The organism is Massilia sp. DWR3-1-1 (genome assembly GCF_049898325.1).
In the GTDB taxonomy this organism is placed as follows: Bacteria; Pseudomonadota; Gammaproteobacteria; order Burkholderiales; family Burkholderiaceae_D; genus JAFCUW01.
This window is the reverse complement of sequence record NZ_JAFCXL010000009.1, coordinates 20,853-42,955: the sequence shown is the minus strand read 5'-3', so window position 1 is coordinate 42,955 and position 22,103 is coordinate 20,853. Positions and strand designations below refer to the sequence as shown.

At 67.2% G+C, this 22,103-nt stretch carries 17 protein-coding genes; 11 read left to right on the top strand and 6 right to left on the bottom strand.

Annotated features, from left to right (window positions below):
- The first annotated feature begins 3 nt into the window (after positions 1-3).
- Together ACP7EY_RS11285 and ACP7EY_RS11280 are read left to right on the top strand one after the other, a co-directional pair.
- Entirely contained in the window at positions 4-2,295 is a 2,292-nt protein-coding gene (locus ACP7EY_RS11285) for a hypothetical protein (RefSeq protein ID WP_426193495.1), read from the top strand.
- A 161-nt stretch (positions 2,296-2,456) separates the two neighbouring features.
- The gene (locus ACP7EY_RS11280; protein ID WP_426193493.1) at positions 2,457-3,224 is read left to right on the top strand and encodes a substrate-binding periplasmic protein; all 768 of its coding nucleotides are present in this window, start codon (positions 2,457-2,459) and stop codon (positions 3,222-3,224) included.
- 21 nt (positions 3,225-3,245) lie between these two features.
- Here ACP7EY_RS11280 and ACP7EY_RS11275 read toward each other — a convergent pair whose 3' ends face one another.
- On the bottom strand, positions 3,246-4,289 hold the full coding sequence (locus ACP7EY_RS11275; RefSeq protein WP_426193491.1) for a DUF475 domain-containing protein: 1,044 nt from the start codon (positions 4,287-4,289) through the stop codon (positions 3,246-3,248).
- A 155-nt stretch (positions 4,290-4,444) separates the two neighbouring features.
- Here ACP7EY_RS11275 and ACP7EY_RS11270 point away from each other — a divergent pair, with 155 nt between their 5' ends.
- From ACP7EY_RS11270 to ACP7EY_RS11260, 3 genes are all read left to right on the top strand, one after another.
- Positions 4,445-4,867 carry a divergent PAP2 family protein gene (locus ACP7EY_RS11270; protein WP_426193489.1) on the top strand — a complete coding sequence of 141 codons (423 nt, stop codon included), beginning with the start codon at positions 4,445-4,447 and terminating at the stop codon, positions 4,865-4,867.
- 237 nt (positions 4,868-5,104) lie between these two features.
- Positions 5,105-6,253 (top strand): efflux RND transporter periplasmic adaptor subunit, encoded by a 1,149-nt coding sequence (locus ACP7EY_RS11265; protein ID WP_426193487.1) that lies wholly within the window; start codon positions 5,105-5,107, stop codon positions 6,251-6,253.
- A 1-nt stretch (position 6,254) separates the two neighbouring features.
- Positions 6,255-9,485, top strand: a complete 3,231-nt coding sequence (locus ACP7EY_RS11260) for an efflux RND transporter permease subunit (RefSeq protein WP_426193485.1) — start codon at positions 6,255-6,257, stop codon at positions 9,483-9,485.
- A 682-nt stretch (positions 9,486-10,167) separates the two neighbouring features.
- Here ACP7EY_RS11260 and ACP7EY_RS11255 read toward each other — a convergent pair.
- The 4 genes from ACP7EY_RS11255 to ACP7EY_RS11240 all read right to left on the bottom strand — a co-directional run bounded on the left by ACP7EY_RS11255 (position 10,168) and on the right by ACP7EY_RS11240 (position 13,857).
- Entirely contained in the window at positions 10,168-10,596 is a 429-nt protein-coding gene (locus ACP7EY_RS11255; RefSeq protein ID WP_426193483.1) for a hypothetical protein, read from the bottom strand.
- A 399-nt stretch (positions 10,597-10,995) separates the two neighbouring features.
- The gene (locus tag ACP7EY_RS11250) at positions 10,996-11,760 is read right to left on the bottom strand and encodes a histidine phosphatase family protein (RefSeq protein WP_426193481.1); all 765 of its coding nucleotides are present in this window, start codon (positions 11,758-11,760) and stop codon (positions 10,996-10,998) included.
- A gap of 80 nt (positions 11,761-11,840) precedes the next feature.
- The gene (locus tag ACP7EY_RS11245; protein WP_426193479.1) at positions 11,841-13,241 is read right to left on the bottom strand and encodes an L-cystine transporter; all 1,401 of its coding nucleotides are present in this window, start codon (positions 13,239-13,241) and stop codon (positions 11,841-11,843) included.
- 106 nt (positions 13,242-13,347) lie between these two features.
- Complete coding sequence (locus ACP7EY_RS11240; protein ID WP_426193477.1) at positions 13,348-13,857, bottom strand: arsinothricin resistance N-acetyltransferase ArsN1 family B; 510 nt, start codon at positions 13,855-13,857, stop codon at positions 13,348-13,350.
- Positions 13,858-14,256: 399 nt separating this feature from the next.
- Between ACP7EY_RS11240 and ACP7EY_RS11235 the strand changes: the two genes are divergently transcribed.
- The 6 genes from ACP7EY_RS11235 to ACP7EY_RS11210 all read left to right on the top strand — a co-directional run bounded on the left by ACP7EY_RS11235 (position 14,257) and on the right by ACP7EY_RS11210 (position 20,440).
- Positions 14,257-16,170, top strand: coding sequence for a PKD domain-containing protein (locus ACP7EY_RS11235; RefSeq protein WP_426193475.1), 1,914 nt, complete (start codon positions 14,257-14,259; stop codon positions 16,168-16,170).
- A gap of 189 nt (positions 16,171-16,359) precedes the next feature.
- Entirely contained in the window at positions 16,360-16,782 is a 423-nt protein-coding gene (locus ACP7EY_RS11230; RefSeq protein ID WP_426193473.1) for a hypothetical protein, read from the top strand.
- A 72-nt stretch (positions 16,783-16,854) separates the two neighbouring features.
- Entirely contained in the window at positions 16,855-17,805 is a 951-nt protein-coding gene (locus ACP7EY_RS11225; protein WP_426193816.1) for a hypothetical protein, read from the top strand.
- A 75-nt stretch (positions 17,806-17,880) separates the two neighbouring features.
- Positions 17,881-18,402: a hypothetical protein gene (locus ACP7EY_RS11220; protein WP_426193471.1), complete on the top strand. Its 522-nt coding sequence runs from the start codon at positions 17,881-17,883 to the stop codon at positions 18,400-18,402.
- Between the two features lie 108 nt (positions 18,403-18,510).
- On the top strand, positions 18,511-19,134 hold the full coding sequence (locus ACP7EY_RS11215; protein WP_426193469.1) for a glutathione S-transferase family protein: 624 nt from the start codon (positions 18,511-18,513) through the stop codon (positions 19,132-19,134).
- A 160-nt stretch (positions 19,135-19,294) separates the two neighbouring features.
- Complete coding sequence (locus tag ACP7EY_RS11210) at positions 19,295-20,440, top strand: dienelactone hydrolase family protein (protein ID WP_426193467.1); 1,146 nt, start codon at positions 19,295-19,297, stop codon at positions 20,438-20,440.
- Positions 20,441-20,462: 22 nt separating this feature from the next.
- Here ACP7EY_RS11210 and ACP7EY_RS11205 read toward each other — a convergent pair whose 3' ends face one another.
- Positions 20,463-22,046 carry an aldehyde dehydrogenase (NADP(+)) gene (locus ACP7EY_RS11205; protein ID WP_426193465.1) on the bottom strand — a complete coding sequence of 528 codons (1,584 nt, stop codon included), beginning with the start codon at positions 22,044-22,046 and terminating at the stop codon, positions 20,463-20,465.
- Positions 22,047-22,103: the final 57 nt, after the last annotated feature.

The window sequence follows — 22,103 nt, the reverse complement described above, 5'->3', positions numbered from 1 at the left end:
ACCATGGAACTGCAACCGCCGCCGCACGATGACACCCACCTGAGCATCGATCTGCCCTCAGGCGCGCGCCCGCTCGCCGTCGTTGCCGCCGCTGTCGTCTCGCCGGAGCGGGCCCAGTCCGAAATGCGCGCCATCCACGCCGGCATCGCCCGCGTCGAAGCCGAAGCGAAGGCCTCGTGCGCCGCCGAAAGCCGGGCCCACGCCGAAGCGCGCGCGCGCTCGCTGGCCGAGGAACGCGCCGCCATGGACGCCGCCGCCGCCGCCGCCGCACTCGACCATGCCCAGGCCTCGGAAGAAGCCATCGAAGCCAATCGCGACCGCCTGGAAACCTTGCGCGCCGCCGCCCAGGCCAGCACCGAGCGCCTCGAAGCGGTGCGCCAGGAAACGGCCGAGTTGCGTGCCCGCGTGGAAGCGGACACCCGCATCAAGCTGGCCGCCGAAGCGCGCGCCCGCTTTGAAGAAGAAGCACGCCGCCGCGCCGCCCAGCAAAGCGAGGTCGACGCGGCAATGGCGCTGGAAGCCGAGCGCGCCGCCCACGACCTCGAACAACACACGGAGCAAGCCCGCCTGCAGGCGGTGGAGCGGGTCGCCGCCGTGCACGCGGCCCGGGAAGAAGTGCTGCACATCGCCAGCGCCGACGCCCGCATGACGATCCTGGCGCGCGAGCGCGAGCGGCAGGCGCGCGGCGCGCGCCAGACCGCCGAGCTGCTGGCCGAGGCGGAAGCCGAAGCGCTCGAGCTGACCGTGCAGCGTGAAAAAGCCGACCAGGTGGCGCTGGCCTCCGCCTTCGCCCGCGCCATGGCCGAGGCGCGCGCACTCGAAGAAGCACGCGCGCTGGCCCACGTCGAGCAGGAGCGCGAAGCGATCGCCCTGGCGCAGGCCGAGTCGGAGCGGATGGCGGCGAAATCGATCCACCTGCGCCTGCAGACGGAAAAGGAACTGCGCGACGCCGCCGTCCACCGCGAGCGGCTCGAACAAAAGGCCGCCGCCGGCGCCGAAGCGCGCCGCCAGGCTGAAGCGCGCATCATGACCGCCACCGAAGGGCGCATCGAAGTCGACCGCAAGCTGCGCGAGGTGGCGCTGGGACGCGCGCTGGCCGAGGAAGAGGCCGGTATCGAGGTGCAGGCGCGTATCCAGGCCGAAAGCGCCGCCGCCGATGCGGCGCGCGAGCGCGCCGAGGCCGACCGCCTGGCCAGCGCCGCCGCCGCCGAACAGGTTTTACAGGAACAGCGTGCACGCGCGCTGGCGCTCGAGCAGGCCGCCCTGCACGAGCAGGCCGCCGGCGCCCGGCGCGACGCCAACGGCGCCGCCGAAGCCGAGCGCGACGCCGTCGCTGCCCGCGCCGCCGACGCTGCCAGCGCCAGCGCCGCCGCCGCCGTCGCGGCCGAGTTGGCGCAGGAACTGGCCCAGGCCGAAGCGGCCCGCCTGCTTGCCGAGCAGGGCGCCGTGGCCGCGCTGCAGGAAAAAATCGCCGCCGAACTGGCCCTGACGGCGGCCGCCGAGGCCCGCACCCTGGCCCAGCAAGCGCAGGCGGCATCGCTGCGCCAGACGGCCGAGGCCGAGCAGGCTGCGCTCGCGGCGCAACTGGCGGCCACGCAGGCAACGCACGAGCTGGCCGAGCAGGCGGCGCTGGCGGCGGCCCATCAGCAAAGCGAGCACGACGCCATTGCCGCCCGCCTGCAGGCGGCGGCCGCGCTGGTCGAGCTGCAGGCCGAACGCGTCGGCGTCGAACAGGCGCAGGCGGCGCTGGCGCTGGCCGAGCAGGAACGCGCCGCACTGGCGCTGGCACAGGCGAGCCAGTTGCTGGGCGCCCAGCGCGACGCCAGCGTGGCGAGCGCGCAGGCGCAGGCGGCATTGGCCCAGCGCATCGCGGTGGAAGAAGCGAGCGCCAGCGCCAGCGCCGCCTGCGCCGCCGCCGAAGTGGAAAAGCTGGCGCTGGCACGCGACGTGCTGGCAGCCGAAGAAGCGGCCAGCGAGGCGATGGCCGACAAGGTGGCGGCCCAGCGCCTGCTGCTCGAGAGCGCGAAGAACCACGCGGCGCTGCAACGCAAGGTGGCGCTGACCACCCAGGCGATGGCCGACTCGAAGCAGCAACTGGTCGACCTGGAGACCTCGCGCCTGGCGGCCGATCGCCGCTCGCTGGCAGCGTCCGGCGAGGCGGTGGCCCAGCGCGTGGCCGAAGCGCACCAGCGGGTGGCCTCGGAACACATGACGCGTGAGGTGCTGGGGCGTTTGCTGACCCAGCAGTCGAACCCGGCGGACCTGTCGACGCCAGCCGCACCGCCGGCCCCGTAAGCCCGGTGGCGGGTCCGGACCTGTCAACCAGGGCGGGTCCGGAAGATACAATTGCTCACGCCTTGGCAAGCGCTTTCGTGGCAGACTGTAGCCGTTTTGGCCTATTCTCCTGGCCTGGACAAACGCGTACTATCCTCCTGTCCCCCCGTTTGCGTTGCTACATGCCATTTCAAAAACGTCTGTTTGTCCTTGTCGCCGCCTGCCTCAATGCGTGCGGGGCGCTGGCGGCTGGCCAGTCGGCCGCCAATGGGGCCACCACCGAGGCCGGCAAGGAACTGGTGGTGCTGGTCGATACCGCCACCGAGATGCCGATGTCGCGCTTCGACCATTTCACCATCGTCGAGGGGATCCACAAGGATGTGGGCGAGGCGCTGGCGCAGGGGCTGGGGAAAAAAGTGCGGTTTCTGGCCCTGCCCAGGAAGCGCATCACGCTGGCGCTCGAAAAAGGCGAGGCCGATGTGTTGTGCGGTTATCAGCCGGCCTGGCTGCCGGGCAAATTCAGCTGGAGCCAGCCGTTCATGACCCAGGTCGAAGTGGTGCTGACCGACCGCGGCGCGGTGCGCCCGCCCGTCATTGGCGCGCTCGCCAGCCAGCCCATCGGCACCGTGTTCGGCTACCGCTATCCGCAGCTCGAACAGCAGCTCGAGGACGCGTTCGTGCGCGCCGATGCGCCCAGCGTCGAACTGAACCTGGCCAAGCTGGCGGCCGGCCGCCTCCATCACATGTCGGCCATTCAAAGCTGGTTCGATTTCCGCCAGCGCCACGGCGTCGTCAGGGTGGCCCTGCATCCGCCGCTGGTGATCGCCACCCACCAGACCCGCTGCGCCTTGTCGCTGCACTCGCGCATCAGTCCCCGTGAGCTCGACCGCGCCTTGCAAAAGCTGGTGGTCGACGGCACCATGGGCGCCATCGAAGCGCGTTATCGCTAACGGCGCGGGGCCGCCGCCACCTCAGGAAGCGGCCAGCGCCGCCTGGCTCTTGCGGTAGCGGATCGACGACCACAGCGAGACGGCAATGAAGGCCACCCCGGACAGGCCGGTGAACCATTCGGGGATCTCGTAGCCGATGCTGGCGAACATGATGATCGCCAGGATGCCGATGGCATAGTGGGCGCCGTGTTCGAGGAACACGAATTCATCGAGCGTGCCCTTGTAGACCAGGTAGACCGTCATCGAGCGCACGAACATGGCGCCGATCGCCAGGCCCAGCATGATGATGACGACGTCGTTGGTGATGGCAAAGGCGCCGATCACGCCGTCGAAGCTGAACGAGGCGTCCAGCACTTCCAGGTAGAGGAAGCCGCCGATGCTGCCTTGCGCGACCAGTTTGCCCACGGCCGGATCGTTGCTCTCTTCGCTTTCCAGCAAGCCGCTGATCCAGTCGACCCCCACGTAGACCAGCACACCGACCACGCCGGCCGTCAGCACGGCCAGCTTGCGCGCTTCGGGCACGAGCGTCATGCCGAAGAACACCGCCGCCATGGTCAGCAGGATGGCCAGGCCTTCGGTGCCGTACTGGCCGATTTTTTCTTCGATCCAGCCCAGCCAGTGCAGCTCTTTTTCTTCATCGAACAGGAAATTGAGGAACACCAGCATCAGGAAGGCACCGCCAAAGGCCGACACTTCCGCGTGGTGGGCGGTGAGGTTGCGCGCGTATTCGGCAGGGGTGTTGATGGCCATGTTCCAGACATCGACCAGGCCCAGGCCCGTGGCCACCGATACAATTACCAGCGGAAACAGCAAGCGCATGCCGAACACGGCCACCAGGATGCCCACGGTGAGGAACAGTTTGCGCCAGAAGGCGTTCCAGTTGCGCAGGACGGTGGCATTGACCACGGCGTTGTCGAACGACAGCGACACTTCCAGCACGCCCAGCACGGCGGTGATCCACAGCGCCTGCAGCAGGCCGGCGGTGCCGCCGTGCGCGTAGCCCCACCAGCCGGCCAGCGCCATCAATACCACGGTAACGATGAGGGAAATTCTAAAATGTTGCATATTTAACTTTCTTTGTACTATTGGTGAAAACGCCACAATGGGCACGAGTTTAACGCGAACTGGGCCGCCCCGGGATTCTCGATGTCGCCGCCGCCCCGGCGTTCTGCGATAATCGCGCTCGGCACTCTGGCCGCGCACCATTTCGTGGAACTTCGATGGACATCACTTATCTCGTCACCCCCCTCGTCACCTGGCTGGTGGTTGGCCCCGTCAAGTTTCTCATCACCAGCGTGCGCCAGCGCCGCCTGGCGTTCGACCTGGTCGGCAATGGCGGCTTTCCCAGCAATCACAGCGCGGTGGTGACGGCGATGGCGACCCTGATTGCCCTGCGCGAGGGCATAGCCGATCCCGCTTTCGGCGTGGCCGTCACCCTGTGTTTCATCGTCATGATCGACGCCAACAGCCTGCGCCAGCACGTGGGCCGCCAGGCCGCCGCCATCAACCGCCTGGGCGGCGCCGGTCCCGGCGTCAAGCCCCTGCGTGAACGGATGGGCCATACCCTGGTGGAAATTGGCGGCGGCATCGCCACCGGCATGCTGGTGGCGCTGGCCATCAACGCCATTTCCCGCCAGTTTTAAGCGCCGGACCTGCGGGGGCCGATGCAATGTTGATGCGTCTCAACAACGCAAAATGCATTTCATCGGCCCCATATGCATTTCGTGCCCCGATTTCGTCGTTCCGAAACACGCCGATTGACCCGCCGCGGCTGCTATCGGATACTTCGACGCTGCCGTCCTGCTGTTCGCATGGTTGACGGCATGCCCCCATTTTGTGCTACCCCTGTTTTGCTCTACCACTTCATCCGGAGACTTTCAATGCTGCGACAAACCCTGCTCGTCCTCGCCATGGCCAGCGCCCTGGCCGCCTGTGGCAAAGGGGGCAAAGATCCCAAGGCCGACGCCGCCAAGCCCGTCACCCTGCGCATCGCCACCGAGGACCTGATTGCCGTGTCGAGCAACGCGCTGGTGTCCGGCCCCGTCATTACCGGCTCCGTGCAACCGGAGCGCAAGGCGGACCTGCGCGCCGAAGTGTCGGCGGTGGTGTTGCAGGTATTGAAAGAAAACGGCGAGCCCGTCAAAAAAGGCGACATCCTCGTCAAGCTCGACGAGACTTCGATCCGCGACAGCCTGGGCTCGTCGGAGGCGTCCTCGGTCGCCGCCGGCCAGTCGCTGGCGCAGACCGAGCGCCAGCTCGAGCGCCTGAAAACCCTGCGTGCCTCGGGCATGACCTCGATGCAGGCGCTCGATGACGCCGAAATGCGCCGCAACGCCGCCCAGAGCGAACTGGCGGGCGCGCGCGCGCGCGCCGTGCAGGCGCGCCAGCAGTTGCAGCGCACGCTCGTGCGCGCGCCTTTCGACGGCGTGGTGAGCGACCGCAAGGTATCGGCTGGCGACACCGCCGCCATCGGCAAGGAATTGCTCAAGGTGATAGACCCGACCAGCATGCGCTTCGAAGGCCGCGTCTCGGCCGACCGGATTGCTGCCGTCAAGGTGGGCCAGCCGGTGAGCTTTCGCGTCAACGGTTACGCTGAGCAGGAGTTCCAGGGCGTGGTGAAACGCATCGACCCGTCGGCCAATGACGTCACCCGCCAGGTCGAAGTGCTGGTTGGCTTCGTCAACAATATCCAGCCGAAGGTGGCGGGGCTGTACGGCGAAGGGCGCATCGATTCGGACGTCAAGTCCGCCCTGATGCTGCCGGAAGCCTCGCTCGTCAAGGCGGGCGACAAGTTTTATGTCTGGCGCCTGAAGGACAAGACCATCAGCAAGGTGATGCTCGAGATGGGCCTGCGCGACCCCCGCACGGGCAACTATGAAGTGAAAAAAGGCCTGGCCACGGGCGACGTGGTGCTGCGCTCGCCCAGCTCGACCTTCAAGGACGGCCAGGCGGTGGAGCTGATGGCGCCGAAACTGGCCACCGCCGCCCCCGGCGTGCCGGCCGCGCCCGCCGTCGCCCAGGGGAAATAATATGTTCCTCTCCGACTTCAGTATCAAGCGGCCCATCCCCACGATCGTGCTGATCCTGGCGATGATGTGCCTGGGCCTGCTGGCCCTGAAAAAGCTGCGCGTGAACCAGAACCCGGACGTCGACATCCCTTTGATCGTGGTGACGGTGCCGTATCCGGGTGCCTCGCCCGACACGGTCGAGCGTGAAATCATCAACCGCCTCGAAAAATCGATGCAGAGCATCACCGGCGTCACCAAGGTCAATTCCTCGGCCAGCGAAGGCAGCGCGCAGATCTGGATGGAATTTAATTTCAGCCGCAACCTGATCGAAGCGTCCGACGACGTGCGCAACGCCATCGCCGCGGTGCGTTACAAAATGCCGACCGAGATGCGCGAACCGATCCTGCGCCGGCTCGATCCGTCCGCGCAGCCGATCATGACGCTGGCGCTGTCGTCGACCTCGCAAAGCCACTCGGAAATTTCGCGCCTGGCCGAAGACCAGCTGGCCGACCGCTTCCGCGGCATCGATGGCGTCTCCACCGTCACCGTCAATGGCGCCCTCAAGCGCGAACTGTCGGTGCTGCTGCGCGCGGAAAAACTGCGCGAATACAATGTTTCGGTCAGCGACGTCACCACCGCCTTGCGCAACCAGAACACCAACGCCCCCGTCGGCAAGGTGCGCGGCAGCCTCGACGAGAAGAGCATCCGCCTGGTCGGGCGCATCGAGCGGCCGGAAGACTTCCAGCAGATCGTCGTCAAGCGGCGCGGCGAAGAAATCGTCCGCCTGGCCCAGGTGGCTGAAATTCGCGACGGCTTTGCCGACATCGACAGCCTGTCGATCCGCAGCGGCAAGGCCAACGTGGGCATCCAGATCGCCCGTTCACGCGACGCCTCGACCGTGTCGATCGCCGTCAAGGTGCGCCAGATGGTCAAGGACATCGAAAAGGAACTGCCGGCCGGCACCCGCATTGAAATTACCCGCGACGGCGGCGACGAATCGCAGCGCAGTCTCAACAACGTCATCGAATCGCTGGTGCTGGGCGCGGTGCTGACCATTTTTGTGGTGTACGCCTTTCTGAACTCGTGGCGCTCGACGCTGATCACGGCGATGTCGTTGCCGACCTCCGTCATCGCCGCCTTCATTGCCGTCTGGCTGTGCGGCTTCACGCTCAACTTCATGACCTTGCTGGGCCTGTCGCTGGCGATCGGCGTGCTCATCGACGATGCCATCGTGGTGCGGGAAAACATCGTGCGGCACATGCAGATGGGTTCGGACCGGCGCAAGGCGGCGCTCGAAGGCACCGCCGAAATCGGCATGGCGGTCGCTGCCACCACCTTCTCCATCATCGCCGTGTTCATCCCCGTGGCCTTCATGCCGGGCGTGTCGGGCGAGTGGTTCCGGCCGTTCGCGCTGACGGTGGCCTGCTCCGTCATCGTTTCGCTGGGCATTTCGTTCACGCTCGACCCGATGCTGTCGGCGTACTGGGGCGACCCACCGGATCACCACACGGCGCCGAAGACGGGTATCAGCCGCGTGCTGGGCCGCTTCAACGACTGGTTCGACCACCAGGCCGACCGCTATGGCCGGGTGGTGAAGTGGGCCTTGCACCACCGCCTCGTCATGCGCGTGCTGGCGCTGGCCAGTTTTGCCGGCGCCATTTACCTGGGCTTCGCCCACGTGGGCTCGAGCTTCCTGCCGGCGGCCGATTCGGGCAACCTGATCATCAATGTGCGCTCGCCGGCCTCGTCGTCGGTCGAATACTCGCGTTTAAAAGTGGAAAAAGCGGCGGAGCTGGCGCGCACCATCAAGGAAACCAAGGAAACCAATTCGACCATCAACGTCGGTGGTGGCCGCGTGTACGTCGACATCGGCAAGCGCGCCGAGCGCAAGCGCAGCGCCAAGCAGATCGCCGTCGAGCTGCGCGAGAAGGTGGCCACCCTGGTGGGCGCCGAATTCGTCGTGCAGGACGATTTGAACAATGGTGGCCAGAAACCGGTGCAGATCGATTTCACGGGACCGGATTCGCGCAAGCTGCTGGAAATCACCCAGGCCTACATGGAAAAACTGCGCCTGGTGCCCGGTGCGGTCGATGTCGGCCTGTCCCAGCAAGACCCGAAAAACGAGCTGCAGATCGACATGAACCGGGGCCTGGCCAACTCGATGGGCATCTCCGTCAACGACGCCGCGCAAGCCTTGCGGGTCTCGTTCGCCGGCGTCGAAGTGGGCGACTGGGTCGATCCGACGGGAGAGACGCGCGATGTCGCCGTGCGCCTGCACCCCGACGACCGGGTCAATGCGGAAAACATCGAGCGCCTGCCGATTGCCGTCACCGGCACCCAGCAGATGGTACCGCTCGACCAGATCGCCAAGATCACCATGGGCAAGGGGCCGTCCGGCATCGATCACACCGATGGCAAGCGCACCATCACGGTGTCGGCCAATGCCCAGGGCCGCTCGCCGGGTGACGTCACCAAGGATGCCATCAAGCTGGCCGAGGGCTTCGACTATCCGCCCGGCTACGGCTTGAAGCTGGGCGGCGCCGGCCAGGATCAGAACGAACTGTTCACGGAAATGCTGATCGCCCTGCTGTCGGGCATTGGCCTGATGTACCTGATCCTGGTGATGCAGTTCGGCTCGTTCACGGCGCCGTTTGCCGTCATGATGTCGCTGCCCCTGTCGCTGATCGGCGTCGTGCTGGCGCTGCTGGTGACCAATAACACCCTCAACCTGATGAGTTTTATCGGCATCATCATGCTGATGGGCCTGGTCGCCAAGAACGCCATCTTGCTGCTCGACGCGGCCAGGAAACGGGAAGCGGACGGCTTTGACCGCGAAGAAGCGCTGATGGACGCGGGCCGCATGCGCCTGCGGCCCATCCTGATGACCACCTTCGCCCTGATCGCCGGCATGATCCCGGTGGCGCTGGGCCTGGGCGAGGGCGGCGAATTCTACCGTCCGCTGGCGATCGCCATCATCGGCGGCACCATCACCTCGACCATCCTGACCCTGCTGGTGGTGCCGACCTTTTATTACAGCATTGAGTCGGCGCGCGACCGCATGTTCGCCAAGACGCGCCGGCGCATGCAGCGTTACAACGTGGTCATTGCCTTGCTGCTCACGCTGATCGAAATCGTGCTGACGCTGCTGCTGATCCGCTTTGTTTTCCGGGGCATCGTCTGGCTGGTCCGCTTTGCCATGGGCGGCCGGCGGGGCGGTCCCGTCAATCCGGCGGTGGTGCTGGAGAAGCACTAAGTCAGGCGGGCGCCGGTGTCGCCCGCATGGGGCGGCCGGCGCGTTGGCGCGGCATTAAGTCGGTGAATTTGCCGCAGGCTTGTCTGGCAATCGTGGCAATGGCAGGAAGCAGATTGGCCAGGCAAGTACGCCAGTCACGGAAGGCAGTCGTTCAAGCCAGTCGTTCAAGCCAGTCACGCTAGCCACGGAGCCAAGCTACTCAGGCAAGCCACTCAGGCACGCCACTCAGCCAGGCTAATCAGCCAAGCTAATCAGCGAAGCTAATCAGCCAAGCCACTCAGCAAAGCCATGCAGCCGGGGCCAGTTCAAGTGAACTGGCCCCGGTTTTTTTATACGCAAAGGCAACGCAATCTTGCCGATCGATTCATTTGACGACTGAGGCCTTGCTTGCCGCGCCCGCCAAAAAATGGGCCGATCACGAGGACCGGCCCCTCTCACGACAAGCCGCGGCAACCACGGTCGCGAACAACACCCGTCAGCGCGGCGTCATTTGTTGACCCGGACTGCGCCGAACGCTGCCGCGGTACGACGGAATGCGCAAGAAAAGGCATTGGCCGCGAAGGACCAGAGTCTCTGCCAAATTAGCTTGGCAACCTGGCAACCAAGCAACCAAGCAACCAAGCAACCAAGCAACCAAGCAACCAAGCAAGCAAGCAAGCAAGCAAGCTCGCGGTCCGATAGCTTAGCGGCCGCTGCCGCTGCTACTGTTGCCCGTGGTGGTGCCGCTGGTGCCGCTGCTGCCGCTGCTGCCACTGGTGCCGCTGCTGCCGCTGCTGCCACTGGTGCCGCTGCCGCCCGGCGTGGTGGCCGGCGGCGTGGTGACGGGCGGTGTGCTCGTGCCCGGCGTGGTCGTGCCGGGGTCGTTGCCAGTACCGGTGCCAGTACCGGTGCCGCCCGTACCGCTGGTGCCGCCCGTACCGCTGGTGCCGCCCGTGCCGCTGGCGCCGGTGGTGTCGCTGCCCGGCGCAGGGGTGGTGGGGGAGGGGGTGGTGGCGGTGCCGGCGCCCGGTTCGACCGGGGTGGTGCTGTCGGTACGCCGACAGCCACCCAGCATGGCGGCGAGCACGGCGGCGCTCAGGATGACTTTACTTGCACGGCTGATGGTTTTCATGATTCACTCCTCGTTCACGTCGATCTTGTACCGCTGCCGCATGCGCGGGCATGCAAACAATGCGTCGGCGTGCGAATGCACGTCAAAGCCGTGTGGCAGCGGCGTCATGTCAGTCCCGCGATGAGCCTGACCCAGCGCTTTGCCAGGCAGGGGAGCAACGCAGCGAGAAACGCGGCCCCGTTCAGTGCACGAATTCGACTGTACTAATTAGACTGGCAAGATCTGGCCTGGTTCGGCCAAAACACCGCATCCGGTCGCTTTCTGCGAACTTAAATTTGTGGCTTGATAATGATCAAACGGGCGCGTGATCAGGACGGCTGAAGCGGGGTGCCGGCCCCCCGGAGGCTGGTGCGGACGGCACTGGCGAGCCGCCCGGCCGGGCAGATGGGCCGGGGCGGCCTACGCTTTCGGCGCAATGGGCACATCCTGGGAGACGGTGATCGGGGTGCCGGCCGCTTCCAGCGGGGCGACAAAATTGAGCTGGTCGAGCACCAGCTTGCCGTGCTTGCCGGCGGCCGGATCGAAACGGTACGAGGTGACCGAGCAATTGGGCACGTCGCCGCGGCGGTCATAGTCGAGGATGGTCGCCTCGTCGAGCCGCTCGAACAGGTAGCGCAGGCAGTTGACGGTGACCTGGTGGCCGACGATGAGCACGCGTTCCTGGGCATACTCGCGGGTGATGGTGTCGAGCACGCTGCGCAGGCGCAGGATGACGTCGCACCAGCTTTCGCCGCCCGGCGGACGGAAATAGAATTTCCCCACGTGCTGGCGCTGCCGGTACAGCTCCGGGTAGCGCTGGGCGATGCCGTGCAGGGTCAGGCCGTCGAGGATGCCGAATTCTTTCTCACGCAGGCGCTCGTCGACGGCGGCCGCGATCAGGCTGTCGGGGTCGATGCCGGCCTTGATGAGCTGCGCCGTGGCGGCCGCGCGTACATACGGCGAGTGCAGCACCACGGTCGGCTGCTCGTGGACGGGCAGGGCGGCGAACCAGCCGGCCAGCGCCTGCGCCTGCCGCTCCCCCAGCGCCGACAGGGGCACATCGACGTCGCGCTGGGCGATGTCGATCACGGTGTCATGGGCCGCCTCGGCCTCTTCGCGCGCCACGTTGCCGGCGCTTTGACCATGGCGCACCAGCCAGATTTGTTGCGGCCACTTTTGCTGCATCGACGCCCCACCGGTTTCATGATCAATACGGCATCATAGACGGACGGGGCGGGTCGTCAGCGCACGTTAGTGCACGTCAATCACGACACCAGTTGTTCGCTGTCGAGCTCGACTTCAGCGGGGTTGTTAAACACGGCCATGTCGGTCTGCCCCATCAGCCGGCTGGTGATGGTGCCGGCGGTGATCGAGCCGCTCACGTTGAGGGCCGTGCGGCCCATGTCGATCAGCGGTTCGATCGAAATGAGCAGGCCGGCCAGCGCCACCGGCAGGTTCATTGCCGACAGCACGATCAGCGCGGCGAAGGTGGCGCCGCCACCGACGCCGGCCACGCCGACCGAGCCGATGGTGATCACGCCCACCAGTTGGGCGATGAAGGGCAGCGTAAACGGATCGATGCCGACGGTGGGCGCGATCATCACCGCCAGCATGGCCGGATAGATGCCGGCGCAGCCGTTCTGGCCGATGGTGGCGCCGAACGAGGCGGCGAAATTGGCGATTCCTTCGGGGGTGCCCAGGCGCCCCGTCTGCGTGTGCACGCTCATCGGGATGGCGCCGGCGCTGCTGCGCGAGGTGAACGCGAACGCCAGCACGGGAAAGATTTTTTGCACGTAGCGGCGCGGATTGAGGCCGACCGCGGCGATCAGCACCAGGTGCACGCAGAACATCAGCAGCAGGGCGCTGTAGGAGGCGGCCACAAAGCTGATCAGCTTGAGGATGTCGGCAATGCTCGATTCCGACACCACCTGCGTCATCAGGGCGAACACGCCGTACGGCGTCAGGCGCAGCACCAGCGTGACCATGCGCATGACGATGGCGTGCGCGACCTTGACGAAGTTGGCGAAGGCGTCGAAGATTTCCGGCTTCTTGACGGCGACGCCGGTGGCCGAGACGCCGACGAAAATCGAGAACAGCACCACCGCGATGGTCGAGGTCTTGCGGGCGCCCGTCATGTCGAGGAAGGGATTGGCGGGGATGAAGCTGAGGATCATCGACGGCAGCGAGATGGCGTTGGCGTCGGGCAGCTTGCCCTGCAAATAAGTGCCGCGCGCCAGTTCGGCCGCGCTCGAGGTCAGTCCCACCGCCGTCAGGCTGAACAGCTTGGCCATCAACACGCCGATCAAGGCCGCCACCATGGTGGTGGCCATCAGCGTGCCGATGGTCATCACGCTGATCTTGCCCAGCGCGGTGGCGTCCTTGAGCTTGATGATGGCGGAAATGATCGACACCATGATCAGCGGCATGATGATCATCTGCAGCAGCTTGACGTAGCCGCTGCCGACGATATTGAGGTAGGGGCCGGTGGCCGCCACCTCGGGCGAGGTGGCGCCGTAGAGGGCCTGGATGGCGCCGCCGAGCAGCACTCCCACTCCCATGCCCGTAAATACGCGGGTGCTGAATGACAGCTGGGCCGCTTGCATGCGGTACAGCGCGAAGCAGACGGCCAGGGCCACCGCGAGGTTGATGATCAGCGGAAAATTCATGGATTCCTTCCAGGTCACAGGGGCCGCATATTGCAGCGCATCATTGTATTTTATACAGTATTCGATGCCATTGCAGCCCCGCCGACAATTTTCCCGCCCGCAGCCCCTACAGCCTCAGTTGCCAGTAGGTGACGTCGCGCCAGGCGCCGAACTTGAAGCCCACTTCCTGAAAATGGGCGACTTTTTCGAAGCCGAATTTTTCATGCAGGGCAATGCTGGCAGCGTTGGGCAGGGCGATGCCGCCGATGGCCAGGTGGCAGCCGGCCTGCTGCAGGCGCGCCAGCAGGGCGCGGTACAAGGCCGAGCCCACGCCCCGGCCGGCCGCCGCCGGCGCCAGGTACACCGAGGTCTCCACCGAGTGACGATACGCGTGGCGCTGGCGCCAGCGGGTGGCGTAGGCGTAGCCGAGCACCACGCCGTCCGCGTGCGCCACCAGCCACGGCAGGCCGGCCCCGTGCACCTCGGCGATCCGCTGCGCCATGGCGTCGGCGCTGACGGCGCTGTCCTCGAAACTGATGGTCGAGTCCAGCACGAAGGGGTTGTAGATCGCCGCGATGGCGGCGGCGTCGGCGGCGCCGGCCTCGCGCAGCGCGCATGGTGGTTCGCAAGAATGCATGCTCAGCCTTCACATTGACGGGCCCTGCCCGGACCGCCTTATTAGACGTCACGCGCGGGGCGCTTGCAATACCCCGCGTCGCGTATTTTTCGGGACCAATGTCGGGTTGGAAAAGTATATTTTTTCTGACCCGGAACCTTTGCGGCGCAACCCCACTCTGATCTGATTCTTCGCAAACGTCCGCATGAGTCCAGCGTTCGTGCACGCTGCCGGTGGGGCCATCATGGAGCCATCGCACCTCACCCGTCTGTCCCGGTTTTTATTGCATTCACGGCCAAATCACCCGTTCACCATGAGGGAGTCCTTTCGATGTATACCAGCCATAATCAAGTAAATCGCGTAAATAAAATAAATCGTTTTCTGACGCCGCGGCGCAGCCTTGCCGCTCTGGCCACCATCGTGGCCGGCGCCACGCTGGCCGTGCAGGTCGCGCCGGTGCGCGCGCAGGGCGGCGTGGCCGCCGCTGCCACCACTGCCGCCGCCGCCGCCGTGCGCTACCGGGTCGTCAACCTGGGGCCGGGCAGCCTGACGCGGCTGCCCGTGATCAACGCCAGCGGCCAGGTGGCGTTCTCACTGTACGACGCGGGGCTGCCGCTGGCCTGGTTTTTCGATGGCAAGCGGGTGCTTGGGCTGGGCACCCTGGGCGGATCGAGCGCCTACGCCAGCGGCATCAACGACCGCGGCCAGGTGACCGGTTTCTCCACCCGCGACGACGGCGCGGTGCCCCGCTACGGCGCGTTCCGCTGGTCCGCCGCCAGCGGCATGCTCGACCTGGGCACCTTCGACGGTGGCAATGCGGAAGGCTCGGCCATCAACCATCTGGGCGAGGTGGTGGGCAATGCCGGCGGCGCGCTGCGCCCGGTGCGCGCGTTCCGCTGGAACGCCACCAGCGGCCTGGAAGATCTGGGCACCTTGTCGACCGACCTGTCGGCCGCGCTGGCGCTCAACGACAGCGGGCTGGTGGCGGGCTTTTCCAACGCCGCCGATGGCTTCGCCCATTCCTTCGTCTGGACCAGGAGCGGCGGCATCGAGGATATCGGCACGCTCGGTGGCTTGTTTTCCTATCCGCAGGCGGTCGGCGCGCGTGGCGAGGTGGCCGGCTATTCCGACACGCCGGCGGGCCGCTATCACGCCTATTTCTGGACCCGTGCCGCTGGCATGCGCGACCTGGGCACCCTCAATGGCACCGAATCGTTTGTGCTGGCCATGAGCCGGCAAGCGCAGATCGCCGGCGTCATCAACCTCGACTCCGGCTACCAGCGGGCGATCTCCTGGACGGCGTCGACCGGCATGCTCGACCTGGGCACCCTCGGCGGCTCCGGCTCACGGGCCGCGTCGGTCAACAACCAGGGCCAGGTGGTCGGCTGGGCGCACGATTCCCGCCAGGCCATGCGGGCGTTCACCTGGACGCGCGCGCAAGGACTGGCCGATCTGAACGCCCGCCTGGTCAATGCGCCCGCCGGGTTGGTGCTCGAATCGGCCGAAGCGGTTGCCGACAATGGCACCATCGTCGCCAGTTCGAACGCCGGTCTGGTGCTGCTGCGCCCCCTCGGCCAGGCCACCCTGGGGGCGCCCGTGGTCGGCCCCATCCAGGCGCCCGCGCTGGTGCGTGCCGGCGCCGCCGCCACCCTGCGCGTGGCGTTCAACGATATCGACACCCGTGACAGCCACCGCGTCACCCTCGACTGGGGCGACGCCACCCTGGAAACGGCGCTGGTGACCGAGCGGGGCGTCGCCGGCAGCGCCAGCGCCACCCACCGCTACCGCGAGCCTGGGGTCTACGGCATCACCGCCCGGGTCATCGACAGCGCCGGCAACACCACCACGGTGCGGCGCGACGTCGTCGTCGAAGGCGCCAGCCAGCGCGCCGCCGGTAGCGGCCGCGTGCTCGCGCCGCTGGGCGCCGACCGCCACGCGCCGGACCAGGCCGGGGTGGCCACGTTCAGCTTCGTCGCGCCCGCTGCGCAGGCAGGCTCCGGCCAGCTCAGTTTCACCACCACGCGACTGCTGTTTCGCAGCGACAGCATGAGCGCGACCAGTGCAACTGGTGCAACTGGTGCGACGGGCGCCGCCCGGGGCGGCCAGCAACTGAGCGAACTGAGCGGCGTTGGCAGGCTCAACGGCAAGCACGGTTACCGCTACACCCTGGTGGTGGCCGCCGCCCCGGCCGGCGGGCAGGGCACGTTCAGTCTGCGGATCTGGCACAGCGATCCCGTCAGCGGGGCCGACGTCGTCGACTTCGACAACGCCCGGACCTCCGCCGCGGCGCACGCGACCGCCGTGACGGAGGGCGCTATCGCGGTGGCGCCATAAAGGAGCAGCGCCCGTTCGTGCGGCGCACCGATCGACGGGCAGGGGTGCAGCAGGCCCGTCGATTGATGTGCGCCGTCGATCCGTTCATTCGCCATTGCGTCGAAAAATAAGGGAGTCATCGCGATGCCTGCCATTGTTACCTGCTCCGCCTATGTCGGGCATCTCAGGCGTCTCAGGCGCCTCGCCGCAGTGCTCGCTGGCGCCGGCCTGTCATGTTGGGTCCCGCATGCCGCCGCACAGGCGGCGTCGACGGCCGCTGCCAGTGCGGCGCCGGCGCGCTACCGCGTCGTCAACATCTATCCTCCCGCCAGCGGCGGGGTACCGCTCATCAATGCCGGCGGCGACGTGGCCTTCTCCGTATTCGACGGCTACCCGCAGGTGGAAAGCGCCTGGTTCTTCGACGGCAGCCGCACCCGCCCGATGGGGGGGCTGGGCGGCCCCGAGACGCGCGTGAGCGCCATCAACGACAAGGGCCAGGTAACGGGCTACGCGGCCACTGCCGACCAGCGCGTGTTTGCCTACCGCTGGTCGCCTGCCACCGGCATGCAGAGCCTGGGAGCACTCGACGGCGTTTCATCGCTCGGCCTGGGCATTAAGAACCTATCCCGGTAGGTCGGAGTCGCTGCTTGCGCGCCTGGCAACCGATGGCGGCGTTGCTCGTCTTCGCATGGATCGCCATGCGTCATCCTCGCGCCTTGCCCTCGGCTGCCATGCATCGCAATCCGCTTCCCCCTACCTACCGGGATAGGTTCTAACAACAAGGGCGACGTGGTGGGCATGACGAGCCTGCCGCAAGGCCTCTGGTGGCATGCGTTTCGCTGGACTGCGGCCGCTGGCATGGAAGACCTTGGCACCTTGTCCGACGCCTCGGTGGCGGTGGCCATCAACGACAATGGCGTCGTCACGGGCCATTCCGGCACGGCCGACGGCCACGGACATTCCTTCGTCTGGACGCGCGCCGGCGGCATGGTCGATATCGGCACCCTCGGTGGTGGCACCGAATCGTTCCCTGTCGCCGTGGGGCCGCTCGGTGAAGCGATCGGCTATTCCATCGCCACGCTGCCGCCCGATTACTACCAGCGCGCCTACCGGTGGACGGCGGCGGGCGGCATGCGCGATCTCGGCGCGCTCAGCGGCGTGGAATCGTACCCGCTGGCCGTCAGCAAGAAATCGCACATCGTCGGCGTGGTCGACTGGAGCGACCAGTCCCAGCACGGGTTTTCGTGGACCGTCCAGCGCGGCATGGTCGACCTTGGCAGCCTGGCAGGGGGCAATAGTGCTGCCTTGCACGTCAACATCCAGGATCAGATCGTCGGCGACGCCGTCGACCAGGATGGCAATCCACGCGCGGTCATCTGGGCGCCCGGGCAGGCCATCGCCGATCTCAACAAGCGCCTCGTCAACGCCCCGGCCGGCATGGTGATCGAAGTGGCCACTGGTATTGCCGACAATGGCGTCATCGTCGCCGAATCGAACGCCGGCACCGTCGTGCTGCGTCCGCTTGGCGAGGCCATCATCGATGCGCCCGTGGTCGGACCGATCGCGGCCCCCGCCTTGGGCCGCGTCGGCAGCGCCATTGCCAGCAAGCTCGCCTTCACCGACGCCAACCCGAGCGACCTTCATCACGTCAGCTGAGACTGGGGCGACGCCACCCTGGAACAGGGCCTGGTCGGCGAACGTGGCGGCGTCGGCAGCGCGTCGGGCCTGCACGTGTATCGCGCCGCGGGCGACTACACCATCGTCGCCAGGGTCAGCGATAGTGCCGGCAAGGTCACCACCATGCGGCGCAGCATTGTGGTACAGGATGCCAGCGGCAATGTCGCTGCCGGCAGCGGCAGGCTGATGTCGCCGGCGGGCGCCAACCGCTTGCTGCCCCATCACGCGGGGCCGGCCAGCTTCAGCTTTATCGGCCCGGCCGCGCAAGGCGCCGCTGGTACGCTGCAGTTCGCCACCGCCGGGCTGGCCTTTCGCGGTACCGGCATGCGCGTGCTGCCGGCAGCGCAAGGCATGCGGCGCCTGACGGGCGAAGGGCTGTTGAACGGCAAGCGCGGCTATCAGGTTCGCTTGACGGTGAGCGCTGGCAGTGGCGGGGCCGCCGATCGATTGGGCCTGCGCATCTGGCACAGCGATCCGGTGAGCAAAGCGGTGATTGTCGACTATGACAACGAGGCGGCCGGCGGCGGTCGGCAAGGCGTGCAACTGACGGAGGGCGCCATCGCCGCCGCGCCTTGATGGCGCGTCGGCGGCGCGTCGGTGGCGCTCCGGTGGCGGCGGATTTTTCCCGAGACAGCGCGCGCGCGAACTTGTAGTATACGGTTCACCATCCACCCGGAGTCGCCCATGAATCGCCATGTCACCCTGTACTACGCCCCCCAGTCGCGTGCCTTGGGCGCGCTGGCCCTGCTCGAGGAACTCGGTGCCGATTACGATTTGCGGGTGCTGAATCTGAAAACAGGCGAGCAGCGCCGTCCCGATTTTCTCGCCATCAATCCGCTGGGCAAGGTGCCCACCGTCGTGCACGAAGGCGTGGTGATCACCGAGCAGCCGGCTGTCTATCAATACCTGGCTGAACTGTATCCGGAAGCGGGCCTGTCGCCCGCGCCCGGCACCGCCCTGCGCGGCCCTTATCTGCGCTGGCTGGCATTTTATGGCAGCAGCTTCGAGCCGGCCCTGCTCGACAAGGCCCTGCAGCATCCGCCCGCCTCGCCCGTCATGGTGCCGTACGGCGACTACGACAGCACCATCAAGGTGCTCACCGAGCAGCTCGAGAAGGGCCCCTACCTGCTCGGTGAGACCATTAGCGCCGCCGACATTTTATGGGGCGTGGCGCTGGCCTGGACGGTGGCCTTCAAGATGGTGCCGGACACCCCGCGCATCCGCGCCTACATCGAACGCATCGACGCGCGGCCCGCCGTCCAACGGGCACGGGCGAAAGAGGCCGCACTCATTGCGAATCACAGCTGAGCGTTCCACGCGCTGCGGGGGCGCGCACTTGACGGGCGGGGCAGTCCCTGACGCCGGCCCTGCGAAATGCATCGCCTGGCCGGCCGCGCAATCAATGTCACCGGCCGCTGGATTCTCATGGTAAAACACGGGCTCAGCACAACCTGGACCCGAGCCACTAATGCATCTTCGCCCTTTGCTTGTTTGCGCCCTGCTGGGCGCCGCCGGTGCCGCCTTCGCCCAGGCCGATCCTCCAGCTACGGGCGTGCTGGACAACATGCCCGTGTTCGCGCCTGCGCTCAAGGGCAAGCTGGGGTTTCCCATGGCATGGACGGCGCAGGTGAGAGATCTGCCGGCGTGGCGCGCGGCGGGGCGGGCAAAAGTGTGGGAGCTGAGCTTGCAGGGCGCCGACACGGCGCCGTTTGCGCCCCGGGTGCTCGCCGAAATCGACCGTGGCAGCTATGTCGCGCGCAAGGTCGCCTTCAACCTCACGGCCGACAGCCGGGTGCTTGGCCTGCTGCTGGTGCCAAAAGGGAAGGGGCCATTTCCGGCCGCCTTGATGTTGCACGATCACGGCGCACGCTTTGACATCGGCAAGGAAAAACTCATCGAGCCGTGGGGCGACGAGGCCCGCCTGGCCTCAGCCCGGGCCTGGTCGAAAAAATATTTTTCCGGCCGTTTTCCCGGCGACGCCCTGGCGCAACGCGGTTACGTCGTGCTGGCCGTCGACGCGCTCGGCTGGGGCGACCGCGGACCACTGACGGCCGAGTCCCAGCAAGCGCTGGCGGCGAACAGTTTTAACCTGGGCAGCTCGCTGGCGGGCATCATGGCGCTGGAAGACACGCGCGCGGCCGACTTCCTCGCCGCGCAGCCGGAGGTGGCGCGTGGCAAGGTCGCCGCGGTCGGCTTTTCGATGGGGGGCTTTCGCGCCTGGCAAGTGGCGGCGCTGTCGGACGCCATCTCGGCGTTCGTGGTGGTGAACTGGATGGCGACGACGGACGGCCTGATGGTGGCCGGTAACAACCAGCTCAAGGGTGGCTCGGCGTGGCATATGCTGCACCCGGGCCTGCTACGCTACCTCGATTTTCCCGATGTCGCCAGCCTTGCCGCGCCCAAGCCGGCCCTGTTCTTCGCTGGCGAACAGGACGGCTTGTTTCCGGCCGCCTCCGCGCAGGCGGCGTTCGCCCGCATGGGCAAGGTGTGGGCCGCCTGGAAGGCGGCCGACCGCTTCGAGGCGCGCATGCTGCCGGGCGGCCACGAGTTCACGCAGCCGGCCCAGGACGCGGCCTACGACTGGCTGGACCGGCAGGGCCAGCGCGCCCGCTGAGGCGCGCCGGCCCTGGCTGGCATCAGCCCTGCGCCAGTTCGCCGTCGCGCACGCGCCACAGGCCCAGCGGGTTAGCATCCTGCAACGCCGCCGGCAGCAGGTAGGCGGGCAAGTCCTGGTAGCAGACGGGGCGCAGGAAGCGGTCGATCGCGCCGGCGCCCACCGAGGTGCTGCGGCTGTCCGAGGTGGCCGGGAACGGGCCGCCATGGACCATCGCGTGCGCCACTTCGACCCCGGTCGGAAAACCATTGATCAGGATGCGGCCGGCTTTGCGCTCAAGCACGGGCAGCAGGGCCAGCGCCGCGTCGCGGTCGTTTTCCGTCAAGAACATGGTCGCCGTCAGCTGGCCGTCGAGGTATTCGGCGACCTGGGCGAACTGGCCGATGTCGCTGCAGCTGATGATCAGCGAGGCGGCGCCGAAAATCTCGTCTTCCAGCACCGGGTTGGCCAGGAAGTGGTCGGCGTCGGTCTGGAACAGGGCGGCCTGGCCGGCGCAGGCGGTGGCGCCTGCCTGGCCGCGCGCCAGCAGCGTCACGCCAGGCTGCTGGCCCAGCTTCTCCACGCCGTCGCTGAAGGCGCTGTGGATGCCGGGGGTGAGCATGGTGGTACCGGTCTTGCCCTGCAGCGCGGTCACGGCGGCGTCGCGGAACTGGCTCAACGCCGCCCCTTCGACGGCGATCACCAGGCCGGGATTGGTGCAGAACTGCCCGGAGCCGAGCGTGAGCGAATCGACGAAGCCGCTGCCGATTTTCGCGGCGCCCTGGGCCAGCGCGTCCGGCAGCAGGAACATCGGGTTGATGCTGCTCATCTCCGCGTACACGGGGATCGGTTCGGCGCGCGCGGCGGCGGCGCGCACCAGTGCCAAGCCGCCCTGGCGCGAGCCGGTAAAGCCCACTGCCTTGACTGCAGGGTGGCTGACCAGGGCCTGGCCGATGGTGCGGCCGTCACCGTGCAGCATGGAAAACACGCCATCGGGCAAACCGCAACTGGCCACCGCCGCCTGCACGGCGCGGCCCACCAGTTCGGAGGTGCCGGGATGGGCGCCGTGCGCCTTCACCACCACCGGGCAGCCGGCCGCCAGTGCGGAGGCGGTGTCGCCGCCGGCCACCGAGAACGCCAGCGGGAAATTGCTGGCGCCGAAAACGACGACGGGGCCCAGCGCGATTTTGCGCAGGCGCAGGTCGGGCCGGGGCGGGGTGCGCTCGGGCAGGGCCGCGTCGAGCGTGGCACCGAGCCAGCGGCCGTCGCGCACCACCTTGGCGAACAGGCGCAGCTGGCCGACCGTACGGCCGCGCTCGCCTTCGAGGCGCGCTTGCGGCAAGCCCGATTCCTGCATGGCGCGCTCGATGAGCACGGGGCCCAGGTCGAGGATGTTCTGCGCGACCTGCTCGAGGAAGGCGGCGCGCGCCTGCGGCGTGGTGTCGCGGAAGGTGTCGAAGGCCTGCTGCGCCAGCGTGCAGGCGCGCTCGACGTCGTCGATCACGGCGGTGCCGAAGGCCGGCTCGATGGACAGACCGGTGGCAGGGTCGATGGCGTTGAAGGGGGTGGCGCTGCCGTAGTGCGCGTTGGCGCCGATGAGCAGTTGGCCGTTGATGGTCGTGGTCAAGATAATTCTCCTGTTGCAGATGTGAGGACGGCGCGCCCCTGGCGCGCCGTGGTACAT